The organism is Pseudanabaena sp. lw0831 (genome assembly GCF_016584665.1).
Lineage (GTDB): Bacteria > Cyanobacteriota > Cyanobacteriia > Pseudanabaenales > Pseudanabaenaceae > Pseudanabaena.
The window spans coordinates 17,733-33,488 of the sequence record NZ_BBJB01000110.1 but is presented as its reverse complement, the minus strand read 5'-3'; the positions used below and the strand labels follow the sequence as shown (position 1 = coordinate 33,488).

Annotated in this window: 15 protein-coding genes; 5 read left to right on the top strand and 10 right to left on the bottom strand. The window is 41.7% G+C overall.

All coding sequences use genetic code 11. From position 1 onward, the window contains the following. Window positions 1-193: 193 nt before the first annotated feature. The 6 genes from APA_RS22385 to APA_RS22360 form a co-directional block, all read right to left on the bottom strand. Window positions 194-580 (bottom strand): response regulator, encoded by a 387-nt coding sequence (locus APA_RS22385; RefSeq protein WP_201324443.1) that lies wholly within the window; start codon window positions 578-580, stop codon window positions 194-196. A 165-nt stretch (window positions 581-745) separates the two neighbouring features. Then, window positions 746-1,120, bottom strand: a complete 375-nt coding sequence (locus APA_RS22380) for a response regulator (protein WP_201324442.1) — start codon at window positions 1,118-1,120, stop codon at window positions 746-748. Window positions 1,121-1,219: 99 nt separating this feature from the next. Next, entirely contained in the window at window positions 1,220-3,388 is a 2,169-nt protein-coding gene (locus APA_RS22375; protein WP_201324441.1) for an ATP-binding protein, read from the bottom strand. A 212-nt stretch (window positions 3,389-3,600) separates the two neighbouring features. Then, a complete protein-coding gene (locus tag APA_RS22370) occupies window positions 3,601-5,172 on the bottom strand; it encodes a response regulator (RefSeq protein ID WP_201324440.1) in 1,572 nt (523 codons plus the stop codon). Window positions 5,173-5,208: 36 nt separating this feature from the next. Continuing rightward, window positions 5,209-5,787, bottom strand: coding sequence for a Uma2 family endonuclease (locus APA_RS22365; RefSeq protein ID WP_201324439.1), 579 nt, complete (start codon window positions 5,785-5,787; stop codon window positions 5,209-5,211). Window positions 5,788-5,867: 80 nt separating this feature from the next. Continuing rightward, window positions 5,868-6,074, bottom strand: a complete 207-nt coding sequence (locus APA_RS22360; RefSeq protein WP_201324438.1) for a hypothetical protein — start codon at window positions 6,072-6,074, stop codon at window positions 5,868-5,870. Between the two features lie 97 nt (window positions 6,075-6,171). Between APA_RS22360 and leuS the strand changes: the two genes are divergently transcribed. The 5 genes from leuS (at window position 6,172) to APA_RS22335 (ending at window position 11,923) form a co-directional block, all read left to right on the top strand. Next, window positions 6,172-8,748, top strand: coding sequence for a leucine--tRNA ligase (gene leuS / locus APA_RS22355; RefSeq protein ID WP_201324437.1), 2,577 nt, complete (start codon window positions 6,172-6,174; stop codon window positions 8,746-8,748). Between the two features lie 120 nt (window positions 8,749-8,868). Then, on the top strand, window positions 8,869-9,114 hold the full coding sequence (locus APA_RS22350; RefSeq protein WP_236579980.1) for a CopG family ribbon-helix-helix protein: 246 nt from the start codon (window positions 8,869-8,871) through the stop codon (window positions 9,112-9,114). Next, complete coding sequence (locus APA_RS22345; RefSeq protein ID WP_201324435.1) at window positions 9,104-9,376, top strand: type II toxin-antitoxin system RelE/ParE family toxin; 273 nt, start codon at window positions 9,104-9,106, stop codon at window positions 9,374-9,376. Before APA_RS22350 ends, APA_RS22345 begins: the two co-directional genes overlap by 11 nt. An 88-nt stretch (window positions 9,377-9,464) precedes the next feature. After that, window positions 9,465-10,955 carry an AAA family ATPase gene (locus APA_RS22340; RefSeq protein ID WP_201324434.1) on the top strand — a complete coding sequence of 497 codons (1,491 nt, stop codon included), beginning with the start codon at window positions 9,465-9,467 and terminating at the stop codon, window positions 10,953-10,955. Between the two features lie 2 nt (window positions 10,956-10,957). Further along, window positions 10,958-11,923 carry a hypothetical protein gene (locus APA_RS22335; protein ID WP_201324433.1) on the top strand — a complete coding sequence of 322 codons (966 nt, stop codon included), beginning with the start codon at window positions 10,958-10,960 and terminating at the stop codon, window positions 11,921-11,923. Window positions 11,924-11,987: 64 nt separating this feature from the next. Here APA_RS22335 and APA_RS22330 read toward each other — a convergent pair whose 3' ends face one another. The 4 genes from APA_RS22330 to APA_RS22315 all read right to left on the bottom strand — a co-directional run bounded on the left by APA_RS22330 (window position 11,988) and on the right by APA_RS22315 (window position 15,650). After that, the gene (locus APA_RS22330) at window positions 11,988-12,497 is read right to left on the bottom strand and encodes a DUF1993 family protein (RefSeq protein WP_201324432.1); all 510 of its coding nucleotides are present in this window, start codon (window positions 12,495-12,497) and stop codon (window positions 11,988-11,990) included. Window positions 12,498-12,638: 141 nt separating this feature from the next. Next, window positions 12,639-13,193 carry a DUF3038 domain-containing protein gene (locus tag APA_RS22325; protein ID WP_201324431.1) on the bottom strand — a complete coding sequence of 185 codons (555 nt, stop codon included), beginning with the start codon at window positions 13,191-13,193 and terminating at the stop codon, window positions 12,639-12,641. After that, the gene (locus tag APA_RS22320) at window positions 13,190-14,839 is read right to left on the bottom strand and encodes an AAA family ATPase (protein WP_201324430.1); all 1,650 of its coding nucleotides are present in this window, start codon (window positions 14,837-14,839) and stop codon (window positions 13,190-13,192) included. Before APA_RS22320 ends, APA_RS22325 begins: the two co-directional genes overlap by 4 nt. Before the next feature lie 67 nt (window positions 14,840-14,906). Further along, window positions 14,907-15,650 carry a hypothetical protein gene (locus APA_RS22315; RefSeq protein WP_201324429.1) on the bottom strand — a complete coding sequence of 248 codons (744 nt, stop codon included), beginning with the start codon at window positions 15,648-15,650 and terminating at the stop codon, window positions 14,907-14,909. Window positions 15,651-15,756 lie beyond the last annotated feature (106 nt).

The window sequence follows — 15,756 nt, the reverse complement described above, 5'->3', positions numbered from 1 at the left end:
ATCGGCTTGCATATATCTCAAGACTATGATTGAAAAATGAGGAAATTCTGTGGTTAACAAAATATTTACTTAAAGTGATTTAAGCTGAAATAAAAATTAATATTTTCGCTAAAAACTAAAGCCCCAAAAGGTAAAGCGCCAGCGAAGCTGGCGCTTTACCTTTTGGGGCTTTAGTTTTTCTTTTGACTAGCCACTACCAGTCTAAAATCTTGGTGATTTGATCGACAAGCTTAGTCGGATGAAAAGGTTTGGCGATCGCACCTTTGACTCCTAGCTGAGCAATTTTTTGAGGTTCGGTCAGATCTACGCGAGAAGTCAATAACACCACAGGAATATTCGTCAGTTGGCGATCGGCTTGTAATTTTTTGAGGACGGTAAAGCCATCCATATTTGGCATGTGCATATCCAGCACAATCGCGTCAGGTTGGAGATTTGCAACTGTCGCTAATGCCTCCTCGCCCGATCTCGCGATCGCTGTTTGCCAGTCGCTAAAAATTTCTACGCAAGTCTGCACAATTTGACAAATATATTCTTCATCGTCTATCAATAAAATCGTTTTGCTACTAGATGTATTTGTCATTGTGGCTTTGAATCGGCGCAATTTATCTTCTGACTAAAGTTTATAGTGTAGAAAATAAAAATGAGGATAATCTGAGGATATATAGCTTTCGTCAAGTTTGTCAGGACATAAAAACCAAAAGAGAGTAGCAGTGCTTCGCACTGCTACTCTCTTTTGGAGCTGTATTTACCAGTTTAACATCTGAGCAATTTGATCGGAAATTTTGAGAGGCTCAAATGGCTTGGCGATTGTACCGACTACCCCTAGTTGAGCAAATTTTTCGCGATCGCTTGCCTGTACCTTCGCAGTTAAGAAGATGACGGGGATATTTTGAGTAGCTGGATTTTTTTGCAAGTTTTGATAGACAGTGATGCCATCCATTGTCGGCATCATCACATCAAGGAGAATTGCGTCGGGCTTGAGGGTTTCCACAATACTAAGTCCTGCTTTCCCAGAATTAGCGACTTGCACTTTCCATCCTTTAAAGCTTTCTAGACATACAGCAATGACTTCCGCAATATTTGGCTCGTCATCTATCAGTAAAATTGATTTGGCCGTCATAAATTTAGACTCTTCTCTTAGGATTGCAAATCAAATAACCTGCGCGATTTAGAACCCAATAATTGTAGAGTCGAGCGAAGCTCGACTCTACAATTATTCTTAGCTTATGCGATGGGGAATGGTAAACCAAAAGGTACTGCCTTCTGACAATACACTCTCTACCCAAATCTTGCCACCATGTTGTTGGACAATGCTGCGACAGATCGCTAGACCTAAACCTGTGCCTCCCATTTGGCGAGAATCGGAAGCATCAACTTGGTTGAAGCGCTCAAAAATACTTTCTAGATGATCGGCTGGAATACCACGACCACGATCGCGTACTCGAAAGACAATCTCATCGGCAATTTGTCCAGCTTCCAGATGCACTTGACTTTGAGGCGGCGAGAACTTAATCGCATTACTGAGCAAATTAACTAAGGTCTGGACAAGGCGATCGCAATCGCCAAAAATCTGCTGCGACGGGACATTGCATAATATTTCGATCTGGCTTTCGGCAGCGATCGCCTGCATAGTTTCGATCGCCTGTTGGCATAGCCCATGCACATCACACCAGCTGCGATCTAGGGTGACTTTGCTGGATTCTAAACGCTCTAAGTCGAGAATGTCATTGACTAGCCGCACCAACCTTTCTGTGTCTGAGGAGGCAATATTGAGCATGTTTTGGGCAGTTTCAGGTCGATTAGCTAATACGCCCGAAGATAGCAAGCCTAACGCCCCACGAATCGAAGTTAAAGGAGTCCTAAGTTCATGACTAACAATGGAAATAAATTCACTTTTGATGCGATCAACCTTTAATTTTTCAGTAATATCTTCACCAATGCTTAGTGTTCCAATAATTTCGTTTTCTTGATTGCGCAGGATGGTATTGTTCCAAGAGATCATTCTTTCTTCACCTGCTTTAGTGAAAATGGCATTTTGATAATATTTCGGAAAGTCATTAATCAGCAGGCTAGAAAAAATCTCTCTGATCTCCGATCGATCGATCTGGGGTATAAATTGAGAGAACCAGTCTTTGCCGATGACTTCATCTACTGCATAGCCTGTAATGTTTAGCAAAAATGGATTGATATATTCCACTTCTCCCGCACAGTTCAACCCAACCACGATTAAGCTCACATTATCTAGTAAATATCGCCAACGACGGTTTGATTCTTGGAGAGCTATTTCATTTAGTTTGTTTTGCGTAATGTCATAGAAGATCGATAGTATCGTGGCAATTTCGCCATTTGGAGCATGTTCAGGAATAATATGAGCGCGATAATATCCCATTCCCCGATCTTCTGGTAAGGGATATTCGACTTCATATCGCTGGTCTTCGCCAGTTTCGAGCAATCTTTGAGCAGCAGATTCGAGCATGGTTACATTCTTCTCAGGAAATTTCATCTCTCGAAGAGTTTTACCCAGAAAGGCTTTAACAGGAATACCTGTAGCTCTTTCTACAGCTAGATTAACGTAGAGGTGACGCAGTTGGAGATCGAGGCGCATAGTTGCATTAGGTGAATTCTCGGCAAGGGAGATAAATTCTTGTTGGCGTTGATATAGCTCGGCAGTGCGCTCGGCAACGCGAGCTTCTAAGTTTGCTTTAGCTAGCTTAAGTGCAAGTTCGGCTTTTTTACGTTCCTCAATTTCTTTCTCTAAAGAGAGATTTGCGATCTGAAGATTGCGATAGAGTTCAGCTTGTTGAATCGCGATCGCTAATTGTACTGATAATTGCTGAAGTAAGCGAATATCTGTCTCTTCCCAAACGCGCGGCTCAAAACATTGATAGGTACATAGCAAGCCCCACAGAGGATCGGTTTTGTTGTTGGGGCGGAGGATGGGTACGATCAAACTTGCCCTTGTGGGGAACTGTTCTAGCATTTGCAAATGACATTCACTGAGATTCGCCTTATACACATCAGGTGCGACAAAAACTCTTCCCTCTCGATACGCGCCGCCCATAGTCTCAGGAAAGTGTTCATCACTCAGTTGTCGATGGAGACAAGCTTCCCAAGGTGGCAAGATCGACTCAGCGACAACCCTCCCACTCATATCAGGATTGAACTGATAAACCACAGTGCGATCGGCTTTCAAAAAGAGTCGTACTTCTTGGACGATCGCATTCAGAATCTCATCTAAATCAAGATATTGCCGAATATGGAGCGCAATTTTGGCAATTAATACCTCTTGCTGCTGCGATCGCCTCATCTGACGAGTGAATTGAGAAATTGAGCTAGAAATTGAGCTAGAAATTGAGCTAGAAATAAGGTTGGAAGATGAATCTGGCATGAGTTTGGGCAATATTGAGAAAATACTTTTTTTGCATAACTTGAGACAGTAAGTAGCTTTAGCCTAACCTATAAAAATGAAGACAATCTGAAGTAATCAAGCCGATGTGGGGATATTTAACCATGACGGTAAGTAGATGTACATAATTAATTACAAACCAAACCCCTTAAAGTTGCGCCCCTGCGGGGCTCAACTTTAAGGGGTTTGAGTACTTATTTATATCTACGTGCCGACTGCCTCGATAGACGACTACGCTCTAAACGGCTGAGAATACGTGTATACAAATCTTCCTCCACAATTGGCTTGCTGAGATAATCATCAGCGCCAGCTACAAACAATTGACGAACTGTCTCGCGATCGCTATGGGCAGATAAAAACACAATCGGTAAATCTTGCCATAGCGAGGATGCTCGCATGGATTGACATAAATCAATACCGTTACAGGCTGGCATAATCAAATCTAAAATCAGTAGGTCGGGAGAAGTTGATTCCAAGATCTGCCAAAACTGCTGAGGATTTTGCAAAGCGATCACCTCAAGATCCCAACGTTCTAGTAAAACCCGCAAAATCTTCAAGATATGTGGATCGTCATCGACAATCATTACTTTGGAGCGATCGCCTTGCTGTTGTTGTGAGTTATGAGATTGAGGTTGAGATAGATTAATAGTAGGAGTTACAGGCTTAACTGAGTCACAAACACTTGCTTCTAAATCGGTAATCAATTGCCGCAACATCGGCGTATCAGTCTGTACTAAAGCAAAATCATTTTTTAGTATCTGCTCGATCTGAAATGCGATCGCCGATCCTTCTGGAAAACCTAATGAACCCATCGATCCAATGAGCCGATGTGCCTCCATATATCCTTCATAGCGCAAATCTGCGTCCAAGTTGCCCTGATCTAAAGCGATCTCTACTCGACGTAAAAGCGCGATCGATTCTGGCAAAATTGCGATTAATTTCTTAGTCATTATCGCAATTACCTCCAACACTCGCGTTTTGTCTATCTGCGGTAAGGTTTCCTCAGGTAAAGGATTTGTCACTACAGGCTGAACAGGCAGATCCGCAACTTCAACAGGCGCAGGTTTGAGGCGATATCCCAATCCATATAATGTCTCAATTGGGTCTATAGGTAGTCCCGCCACCTTCAGCTTTTGACGTAATCCCTTAATATGTGTAGTCACCGCCTCCTCACTGGGAAACTCTCCTGCCGACCACACCTGATCGATCAAAGCACTACGGCTAAATATTTGTTGAGGATGTCTGAGAAACAGTTCTAATAGCCGATATTCCTTTTGGGTTAAGCGTAAAGATTTCTGGTTATAACTAAATGTATTTGCTCTAATATCCAGATGAAGCCGCTCCCATGTTAACTCCTGAATGAGAGTATCGCGATCGCTATAGCGCCGTAACAGTGCCCGAATCCTTGCCACTAATTCCTGAAAGTTATAGGGCTTCACCACATAGTCATCCGCACCTGCCTCTAAACCCATCACGCGATCGTTGGTACTATCCTTTGCGGTTAGCAATAGCACGGGGGTATTGTAACCAGCGGCGCGAAGATTGGTACATAGCCCAATGCCATCGCTATCAGGCAACATAATATCGAGAATGATCAAATCGTAGGCATAGGTTTCGATGTATTGCCACGCAGTCTTAGCATTTAGAGCAGAATCAATTGTGTAATGCGACTCTGCTAGTAGCTGCAAAAGTATTTCCGCAGAATGAAGATCGTCTTCAACCAGTAAGATTTTCACGGGTTTCTCCTGTAAAACATGAATCTGCATGACTGGTCAGAGTGCTTTATTGCAAAGCAAAGCGTCTCAAAATATCTCTTCCCAGCTAAAAACTATGTCAGGTAGAGCCATCATTGCTAAAGTTTCATTTTGTTCATAGCGCTGCATCCGCTTATATCCTGATGCTGATGGTTGTGAATATCCTTCTACTACTTTTTTATTCACATCAAATAGCCACATTTCTGAAATCCCATTCGCAGCGTAAAGAGGGCTTTTGACATCACGATCATAGGCGATCGTGCTATCCGCAACCTCGATAATTAACAAAATATCATCAGGTGTGGGTAAAGCCTCTGCGTAAAAATCATCACGCCATTTGAGTATGGCAAGATCGGGCTGTGGCTGAAAATAATTACTGAGGAGAATTGGATTCTGTGTCCAGATAAAAGCCTGATTGCCTAACTTGATTTGAAAAGCTCTAGCTGTTTTCGCTACACAAACCGCATGTTTCCTGCCAATGGGGGACATTACTCTGATTTCTCCGTTAATTAGTTCAAGGCGATCGCTTTCAGCAAATACTCCCGCTTCGAGGATAAGCTCATATTGCTGCACTGTGAACTTATGAATGTTAAACGTAGAGCTTGGCGTAATTAATTGAGCTGTCATCATGTTTCACCTAAGATCATGGTGGATTTTTATTCGACGAAAGGTGCGCTTGGCGCACCCTTTTTGTGGTTGCATAAATTTTATTGCATAGATTTTCGAGCGAGACTGACTGCTTTGACAAAGCTATAGACACCTACAGGTAAGCTGATTAGCAAAATTGCCCAAGTAACTGCAAAGCCAAAATCTGGCGCACCGTATGACAATTCATAAATGCAGCCAACAAAGGCGATCGCCGCCACAATTGAAATAAGCAAAATTAGTTGAGCTTTTATATAATCGGGTGACATAAGTTAGATTAGGGCTTGATGTTTAGTATTATTAAGTATGAAGGTGAGCAGCGCATCGCGTTGCTCACCTTCATATTCGCATATAGACTGATACGTGATGGAAACCAGATATAACCCCCAGCAGATCGAACCCAAATGGCAGAAAGTTTGGGCGCAGATGCAACTTGACAAAGTAAACAATGACGCAGTTAGCGCGGCAAATAGCAGTCAAAAAAAGAAATTCTATGCGCTGTCAATGTTTCCCTATCCATCAGGGGATCTGCATATGGGGCATGTCCGTAACTACACGATCACCGATGTCATCGCCCGTTACAAAAGAATGCAAGGCTATCAAGTATTGCACCCGATGGGCTGGGATGCCTTCGGATTGCCTGCGGAAAATGCAGCGATCGATCGCAATACGCATCCCGCCAAATGGACTTACGCTAATATCGCCAATATGCGATCGCAGCTTCAGCAAGTGGGCTTGTCCTACGACTGGGATCGTGAATTAGCAACCTGTTCTCCCGACTATTACAAATGGACACAATGGATTTTTTTGCAATTTTTGGAAGCGGGTTTAGCTTATCAAAAAGAAGCAAAGGTTAACTGGGACCCCATTGATCAGACCGTAATTGCGAATGAGCAGGTTGATAATGAAGGTAGATCTTGGCGATCAGGTGCGATCGTTGAGAAGCGCAAATTGCGTCAATGGTTCTTCAAAATCACTGACTATGCCGAACAACTTTTGCAAGATTTGGACAAGCTCACCGACTGGCCATCCAATGTCAAGATCATGCAAGCCAACTGGATCGGCAAATCCACAGGCGCAGAGCTAAGTTTCCTGATTGTTGGCAGTGACGAAAAAATTACTGTATTCACCACACGCCCTGACACAGTTTACGGTGTGAGTTATGTCGTGCTTGCTCCAGAGCATCCTTTAGTCGAGACATTGACCAGCCCTGCTCAAAAAGAAGCCGTCAGCAAATTCATCGAAGAAGTCAAAAATCTCAGCGAAATTGATCGCACCTCAGATGATCGTCCCAAACGTGGTGTAGCGATCGGCGCAAGTGTAGTTAATCCATTTACTGGAAAAGAAGTCCCAATTTGGATTGCGGACTATGTTCTATTTGAATATGGAACAGGCGCAGTGATGGGAGTTCCCGCTCATGATGTCCGCGATTTTGCCTTTGCAAAACAATATAACCTTCCAATCCAAACAGTAATTAATGCGCCTAACGCCACTGGTGAAGAACTAAAGGCTGCCTATACTGAATCTGGAACTATGGTTAATTCAGGTGAATTTGACGGATTGGATTCCGTAACAGCGAAAACCAAAATCATCGAACTTGCGGAATCAAAGCAATGGGGAACTGCCAAAATTACCTATCGCTTGCGTGATTGGTTGATTTCCCGCCAAAGATATTGGGGCTGTCCAATTCCCGTCATCCATTGCCCTAGTTGTGGCATCGTTCCTGTTCCCCATGCTGACTTACCGATCGCCTTGCCCGAAGATGTCGAACTCACAGGTCGCGGCGCGTCACCCCTAGCCCAATTAGAATCTTGGGTAAATGTCCATTGTCCTAAATGCGGCACAGCCGCCAAGCGCGAAACCGACACGATGGATACCTTTATCGATTCCTCTTGGTACTTCTTGCGGTTTGCCGATGCTAAGAACGATCAAGAAATAGGCGATCGCAATGCCATCAATAACTGGATGTCTGTGGATCAATATGTTGGTGGCGTGGAACATGCGATTTTGCACTTGCTCTATTCGCGATTTATGACTAAAGTTTTACGCGATCGCGGCTTACTCGATTTTGATGAACCATTTACGAGATTGCTGACGCAGGGCATGGTACAGGGCTTGACTTACATGAACCCTAACAAAGGCGGCAAGGACAAATGGGTTCCCTCAGCTTTAGTCGATCCCAAAGATCCTAAAGATCCCAAAACTGGCGAACCTTTGCAAGCGCTCTATGCCACGATGTCCAAATCTAAGGGCAATGGTGTATCTCCTGAAGTGGCGATCGCGAAATATGGAGCCGACACTTTGCGGATGTTCACTCTCTTTAAAGCTCCTCCTGAAAAGGATTTGGAATGGGAAGATGCGGACGTAGAAGGGCAACAACGCTTCTTAAATCGAGTGTGGCGCTTAGTTACCAGCTTTGCAGAAACTAAACAGAATGGTATTTCTAAAAAAGTTGATAAGAATCTCCGCCGAGCCATTCACATCGCCATTAAGGAAGTCTCCGAAGATTTTGATGGTGGCTATCAACTGAATACCGCGATTTCGGAAATGATGAAGCTTAGTAATGCTTTGCAAGATGCTGAAGATAAGAGTTCTGCTACTTTCCTAGAAGGTGTCGAAACTCTCTTAACCTTGCTTGCTCCCTTTGCGCCACACATTGCTGAGGAACTTTGGTCAGCGATCGGTCACTCAGATTCAATCCATTTACAGCCTTGGCTCACCCACGATCCAGATGCGCTCACCGTTGATGAGATTACCCTCGTAATCCAAATCAATGGCAAAGTTCGCGGCAGCCTCCAAGTGCCATCTAGTGCCAGCAATGACAAGCAAGCCTTAGAGGAATATGCCCGTAGCTCGGAAGCTGCACAGAAGTATCTCGAAAGTAAGGAGATCAAGAAAGTAATTGCAGTTGTCGGAAAATTGGTGAATTTTGTAGTTGTCTAGACTTGCCCAATAATTGAATGGCGGCGCTTTGCGCCGCCATTCAATTATTGGGTTTTACATCTTAAAAACTTTGACGGTTGCTATAATATATTGTATTACAACGCATTATTTAATAATACGATGTCAGCAGCTAAGGAAACAATTACCTTTCGGCTCGATCGCACAAAGCGTGAAGCATTAGATGCGATCGCTAAGGAACTAGATCGCGATCGCTCTTACCTGTTGAATGAGGCGATCGAGAATTATATTGAGATTTATAGGTGGCAGATTGCGGAAATTAATTTAGCGATCGCTGAGGCAAATGCTGAAGATTTTGCCAGTGATGAAGAGGTAGACATGATGTTTGGGCGCTTTAATGAAAGTTAGGTTGTTACGCAAAGCCCTACATAATCTAGAAGTAATTCATGAATATATTGCTAGAGACAATCCAGAGGCGGCTTTAAAATTGGTAATCAAGATTCGCAGTGCTGTAAAGCAATTGGAAACTTTTCCAGAAATGGGACGTGTTGGGCGAGTCAAGGAGACAAGAGAAATTGTGGTCAATCCTTATTTCATCGTGTATCGGGTTAATGGAAGTTTTGTCGATATTTTGCGAATATTACATTCAGCGAGAAAGTTTCCAGATTAGATCGCGATGAGATTTTGGCAGATGCAGTAAAATTAATTGAGCAGGAATCGATTGATTAAGCGCTTACAAGAAAACAACAGGAGTTTATATGCATTTACAAAGAGTTCAAGTTCCTGATTTTCGGGTTCTAAAGGATGTAGATATCACTTTCGAGAAAGATTTTACTCCTAGAGTTTTCCCACTCGGCAGCCAAAATGGTGGCGGGAAAAGTACTCTATTGCAACTAGTTTTTGTATTGCTACATTGCTCAGGTAATTCTGATAGTTTTCTCGCCTTAAAAAATTTGCTTAATGGATTTGATTTACATAAAGGCGAGGATCAAAGAGTGTTAGCAATCATTAATATTTGGGAGGGTCAAAAAAACCTAGAACTAGAATTTTTTGTCTGTAAAGATTTTATCGTTGAGCAAGCATCAAATACTTCAAATAGCACGAGGAAAGAAAAGCGGATAAGCTTTTCTGTATTTGCAGGATTAAAGATTGCACAGAAAGAATCCACTGATTTATCCAATAAATTAAAGAGATTACAAGAGAGTATAAAAAAAATAGACTCTAAATATCCAGAACTATTAAGCCCAAATGCTGCATATGTCATAGATAATGATTCAGACGATTCATCTAAATTATTCTTTATCGAAACCCTAAGAACGCAGTTATTAGATTTAGATATTATTTTGGAAACAGAGGATACCGATAAGCTGTCTTTAGATTTACCCAAAAAACTTGAACAAGCTAAATCAAGCTTATTGGATAAGCAAAAGATTTCTAATTATAAAATAACTTCTCTAAATGCAGAAATTGAACTTTTAAAGTCTAAATTAAAGCTAGCTAAAACTAAATATATATCTACATACTCTGCTAAAGATGATGAATCTGATGATATAGCTTTACTTTGTAAAATAAAGAATTTAAAAACAGATTTGCTTCAGCAATTCCTCAGCCAACTATCAAGAAAGGTATTCTTAGCTGCTCCATCAACTCAAGTTTTTTTATTCCTATCTAAAAAATCCAGAAAATCTCTGTTTTCAGATAGAAATGATTATTATTCCTTTCTTACCAAATCTAATTCTAAATTGTCTGGACTTTTTACTTATGATTTTTTGGCAGTTGATTTACTTATTGAATATTTCAAAACTGCAAGAGATCGGGATTTTAGAGAAGCCCTAAAAACAGGTGAATATGGCAATAGCTATCAAAATTTGTTAAAAGATTTAGAGCTTTTACTTCAAGATAAAAAAGTTAATTTAAGATCAGACTTTTCAGGATTAACATTTACAAAAAAAATATCTGGTATAACAGTTGAACTAGAACCTGAAGATTTAAGTCATGGTGAACTAAAAAGGCTAAGTATTTATATTTGGTTGAAGCATAACAATATAGAAAATGCAATTGTATTAATGGATGAAGTTGATCTTGCATTACATCCAGATTGGCAGTATCAAATTGTTTCAGATTTAGTTGAATGGTCTCCTAGCAATCAATATATATTAGCGACTCATTCCTATGAATTATGTAATGCTCTAACACCTTCTCATGTCAAAGTATTAGAACCAAAACTCACAGAAAGACGTAGTGATTAGTTATGAGTTTTAGTGAGAAAGAATTAAAGCAGCATTGCGAAATAATTTTAAAGCAACGTAAAATTCGTAACAAGATTATTGTTTTATGCGAAGGAATTATTCCTAAAGAACAAGGTAGACCATCTCCACAATCCTATGGAAGAATGGATACATTGCCAGATTCAAATTTTTATAAAGCTTGTATTCCTAGTGATTGGAGGAATTCTCGACCAGAGTTTTTTAATTGTGGTGACTGTAACAATGTTGCAAATACATACTTCACCCTTCTAGAAATGCTTGAGGAGGATATAGATAATCAATATTTTCATCCTAAAAAAATATTTGCGATCGTAGATCTCGATATTCAAATAAGACCTATTTATAACTATCGATTCTCAAATACACAGGAAATCTTTTGCAGCCTTTATGACAAGATAAAAATTAATGAGGCTAATGCTGATAACGATCAAGAACCTCATGAAATATTAGTGACAGGATTGATTCATAAAGAAGCATACTTTTTAGTTCCAGCACTTCAATCAATATTTGATGGATATTCCATCCAGCCATTATACAAAGACAGCGAACTATTACTTGAAGATATTTATCTCGAAATGTCTCAAGATCTATGTTCAGACGCTGATTTAAAAACTAACTTTGCGATCGCATGTTCTCGTATTAATCACTGTGCTGGACTAGATTTTAGTGGAATAGATAAACTCAAAGATAGCTGGATAAATGAATTTCAAAATGCCATAGATGAGAATAGAAAACACGAACTAATTTTTAGTTTGCTAACTACCCGAAAAGCTAAAGAATATTGGCATCAAGTTCACCCAAGTGATGAATGGAGTAGAGATGTTTCTGTGTATAGAGATCAACTCTCACTAGAAATTGCCAGAGACTTCTATGCAAAACAAACCGACGATGAAGCGGCGGCGAAATATCATATTCCCTACTTTTTCAAAATGTTGCGTAAATTTGCTTGATGGGTAGGCGATCGCACTGACAAATACTTTTCGCCTCCATCTAGAGCTTTTGGTTTTAGGAATATTATTGAGGAGCGCCCAAGAAATCACGCTTGCCTAGCTCAACACCGCAATGTCGGAGAATGTCATAGGCAGTTGCCGCATGGAAATAGACATTTGGCAAAATGAAGAACAGCAAATAGGCTTGTCCCGCAAAAGTCATGGTCTCTTTACCCATAGGCAAAGTAATTACTTTCTCTTCAGAACCGTCAATCTGTTCAGGAGTGAAAGACTCGATGAATGTAAGTACATTCTTAAGCCGATCGCAAAGTTCCGCAAACGTGGTTTCCTTATCTTCTAATGCAGGTGCTTCTTCACCCGCCAACCTAGCAACACCACGTCTAGCAATATCCGAAGCAATTTGCACTTGACGGCTGAGCGGTAACATATCGGGATACAAACGACTCCCTATGAGAACCGAGGGATCGATTTTTTTTGCTTCAGCATGAGTCGCTCCCTTCTCTAGAATTGCGACTAGATTATTTAGCGATCGCACTAGGGAAGGAACTGCAACCTGATACATAGAAATGGACATTAATGCTTCTCCAGATTCTTGAAAAATTAATCTTTGTTGCTTGTCTATCACTATAACCGATCGCAACTTTTTGATACTTACCTTAAGTTTCTGCAACCTCAAATTTTTTGTAGCGCAGCTTCGCCGTGCCACAAAAAAATCTTAGTGCGATGATCGCTCAAATAACGCTACCCACAAGCGACGTGAGCCAATTTGGGAGCTGTAAAACAGTAAATCTATTAATAGTTTTAAGGCTAAGCGTTGGATCTCTTCAGGTTTAGCTTGCTCCTCCTCAGCCATCCGTTCTTGATACAGACTATTAAAGCGATCGAGATAATCACCCAAAATCGGTTCGCGGTGGGGCGTACGCTTTAGAGCCGTGCATTTCTCTAACTGAGCAACAGCATTGCGGATTGCAAATTGTTGCTGTGCTGCCAACGTACAACTAATTAAAGTCATAGCCCTTGCTTCATCAACATCTAGCTTTTTGCGCCCCTTGCCCTTGCGTAAAGGGCTAGCCTGCCGCAAGCGCCACAGTGTAATGCGATCGCTTAAAATCTCTTCAAATCCTAACTTTTCGGCAACCGCCAACATTTCATCGGAACCAAGTCCCGTCAATGATTCTAGGGCAAGCAGCACTAAATCCAAATGCGCCTTGATTGCCTGCAACTGAGGCAAATCTGGGTTTTCAAAGGATGGCACAGGATTGGAGGTCATGAGTCAGAACTGGATTTAATTTGAGGTAAAGGTGGTAAAGGTAAAGGACGATGTTTACTTCTTGACTTGTCGTTTATCACTTTAGTTGCATTGTCCATCAAAGTAATATCGCCTAATTTCGCGCTTAATTTATCACTTGGGATATCAATTACTTCACCCCGTGAAGCACTCCGCGCTCTTCCTTGAGTTGCCCATGCCTGCATGAAGCTAATCTGCTCCCTAGCTGTACTAGCTAAAGGATAGGTTTCTGCGATCGCACCTAAAATATCCTCGGTATTAACATCGCGCTGCTGATGGAAAGCACGGTACATGCCTTCCACGATCGCCTGTTCGATTTCTGCGCCACTAAACTCCTTTGAAATAGCTGACATTTGATCAATGTCGAAATTGCGTAATTCCATCGGGCGAAAACGTTTCAAATGGAGCAAGAATATTTCTTTGCGTTCTTCATAGGTAGGCAAATTGATAAAGAACAATTCATCGAATCGTCCTTTTCGCAATAGTTCGGGCGGCAAAGCATGGATATTATTTGCTGTAGCTACGACAAATACGGGACTAGATTTTTCCTGCATCCATGTTAGTAATGTCCCCAATACACGCTGACTCGTGCCCGAATCGCCCGTACTATTAGAGATACCCCCAAAAGCCTTATCGATTTCATCAATCCAGAGAATGCAAGGTGCAAGGGCTTCGGCTAGCTGAATCGTTTGGCGAGTGCGGCTTTCAGACTGTCCAACTAGACTGCCAAATAAGCGCCCCACATCCAATCGTAATAGTGGTAGCCGCCAAAGATTAGCGATCGCCTTCGCACAGAGGCTCTTACCTGTTCCTTGAATGCCAAGCAGCAGAACGCCTCGAGGATTTGGTAAGCCAAAGGCTCTCGCTTCGTCAGAAAAGGCTTGCTGACGCTGCATCAGCCACAGCTTGAAATTATCTAATCCCCCAATGCTATCTAGCGTTTCATTTGGTGTGAAAAATTCTAAAAACTCCGTTTGACGAATCCGTTTTTGCTTCTCAATTAAAACCCGATCAATATCTGATTCATTGAGAAAATGTTTCTGCACAATTGATTTAGAGAGCGTATGACAAATGCGATCGCGGGTCATACCCATACAAGCTTTAATCAGTTGTTCAAGGCTATTTCCTTCCATTCGCAACTGTTCAGGCGGAATCATCTGTTCGATGATATTCCGAATTTCTGTATTTTCAGGTAATGGGAAATAGAGCACGGCAACCTGTTCTTCGAGTTCCGATGGCATTTCTAATAAAGGACTCAACAAAATCAAAGTCTTTCGCGAATTGCGAAAACTTCGATAGAGATTGCGAAGTTGGCGGACTAAAATCTCATCGAGACGCTGTGAGGCTAAACGTCGATGCAAATCTCGAAATACATAAATAGTTGCTGTTTGCCGATCGCTATTCTCGACAATTTGCAAGGCTTGCAACAAATTATTTTTGCCTTCTTGATTATGCTCAAAACCACGCACGAGATCGTAATAGAGCATCTGACGTGGCGGGCCACATTCCTGCGCAACTTGGGCGATCGCCTTTTCGGCGCGTTCTTCTTCCCATGTCACGACATAAATGATCGGGCATTTAGCACGAATCAGCAGACTAAGTTCTTCTTTGAAATTGAGAGATTTCATGCACAGATGCCTTGGATTTATAAAAACTCGCTAGGCGAGTTTTTATAGCGGGTTTTAATAAATAATTTTAGAAGAAATCGTCGTTTGCTGACTGTCGATGTGGTGTTGGTAGCGATTTTAAATGACTGAGAAATTGTAACAGTTCGTCATTGGTTAATTGCTGACGGGACTTTTTATCAAAAGTTCTCACCAAATAATCGCGACCCTGTGTTTTAGTCCATCTTAGCCGCTCCATCTCCACATCGATCTTAGAAATTGCGTCTGATAGATCAACAGGCTCAGGCGAAATTTGGGGTGCTGAGGACTTGCTCGGTGCGGTTATTTCAGTCGGATGAGATAAAGAAGATAACTCTACCTCAGTTTCGGGTAGATGATCATTCCCTCCATATTCAATGGCATAGTCTATGGCTGATTCAGCTTGAATAGTCTGTGTCGTATGCGTCAAGGGTAGGGAATCGTTATGCTCAGTGAGTTGCCCAGATCCCACTGCTCCTAACGCATTAAAGTTAGCGGATGGGAGGGAGTTGATCGATGACTCCCGCGATACTTGCGTTAGCATTGGCGATCGCCCTCCATAATTGCCGTAGTTATGATCAAAACTATTGTCAAAGGCAAGCCCTGCGATCGCAAGTGCACGTTTTACTGCCCGATCTTCAGCTATTTCGAGATCGCTATCTACTGCCGTAGCTGTACCCATGATTGCATCTCCTTCAGAGACGATTGCCCTAAAAGCATGAAGCCCATCTATTTTAGGTAGCATCTCTGTCTGGATACGACCTTGAGGATATTGAGAGCGAAACTGGGCGAACATAAATAGGTACAAAATCAATTTTTTGAGGAAATAATCTGCAAAACAGAGAATATCTTATAGCAGTTTTCCAACTAGTATAGCTAGCAAACTTATTAGGACAAAAGCT

What these genes read in the sequence shown, in the direction of transcription:
- APA_RS22385 (WP_201324443.1), bottom strand. Translation starts at nt 580, where the DNA reads ATGACAAATACATCTAGTAGCAAAACGATTTTATTGATAGACGATGAA.
- APA_RS22380 (WP_201324442.1), bottom strand. Translation starts at nt 1,120, where the DNA reads ATGACGGCCAAATCAATTTTACTGATAGATGACGAGCCAAATATTGCG.
- APA_RS22375 (WP_201324441.1), bottom strand. Translation starts at nt 3,388, where the DNA reads ATGCCAGATTCATCTTCCAACCTTATTTCTAGCTCAATTTCTAGCTCA.
- APA_RS22370 (WP_201324440.1), bottom strand. Translation starts at nt 5,172, where the DNA reads ATGCAGATTCATGTTTTACAGGAGAAACCCGTGAAAATCTTACTGGTT.
- APA_RS22365 (WP_201324439.1), bottom strand. Translation starts at nt 5,787, where the DNA reads ATGACAGCTCAATTAATTACGCCAAGCTCTACGTTTAACATTCATAAG.
- APA_RS22360 (WP_201324438.1), bottom strand. Translation starts at nt 6,074, where the DNA reads ATGTCACCCGATTATATAAAAGCTCAACTAATTTTGCTTATTTCAATT.
- leuS (WP_201324437.1), top strand. Translation starts at nt 6,172, where the DNA reads ATGGAAACCAGATATAACCCCCAGCAGATCGAACCCAAATGGCAGAAA.
- APA_RS22350 (WP_236579980.1), top strand. Translation starts at nt 8,869, where the DNA reads ATGTCAGCAGCTAAGGAAACAATTACCTTTCGGCTCGATCGCACAAAG.
- APA_RS22345 (WP_201324435.1), top strand. Translation starts at nt 9,104, where the DNA reads ATGAAAGTTAGGTTGTTACGCAAAGCCCTACATAATCTAGAAGTAATT.
- APA_RS22340 (WP_201324434.1), top strand. Translation starts at nt 9,465, where the DNA reads ATGCATTTACAAAGAGTTCAAGTTCCTGATTTTCGGGTTCTAAAGGAT.
- APA_RS22335 (WP_201324433.1), top strand. Translation starts at nt 10,958, where the DNA reads ATGAGTTTTAGTGAGAAAGAATTAAAGCAGCATTGCGAAATAATTTTA.
- APA_RS22330 (WP_201324432.1), bottom strand. Translation starts at nt 12,497, where the DNA reads ATGTCCATTTCTATGTATCAGGTTGCAGTTCCTTCCCTAGTGCGATCG.
- APA_RS22325 (WP_201324431.1), bottom strand. Translation starts at nt 13,193, where the DNA reads ATGACCTCCAATCCTGTGCCATCCTTTGAAAACCCAGATTTGCCTCAG.
- APA_RS22320 (WP_201324430.1), bottom strand. Translation starts at nt 14,839, where the DNA reads ATGAAATCTCTCAATTTCAAAGAAGAACTTAGTCTGCTGATTCGTGCT.
- APA_RS22315 (WP_201324429.1), bottom strand. Translation starts at nt 15,650, where the DNA reads ATGTTCGCCCAGTTTCGCTCTCAATATCCTCAAGGTCGTATCCAGACA.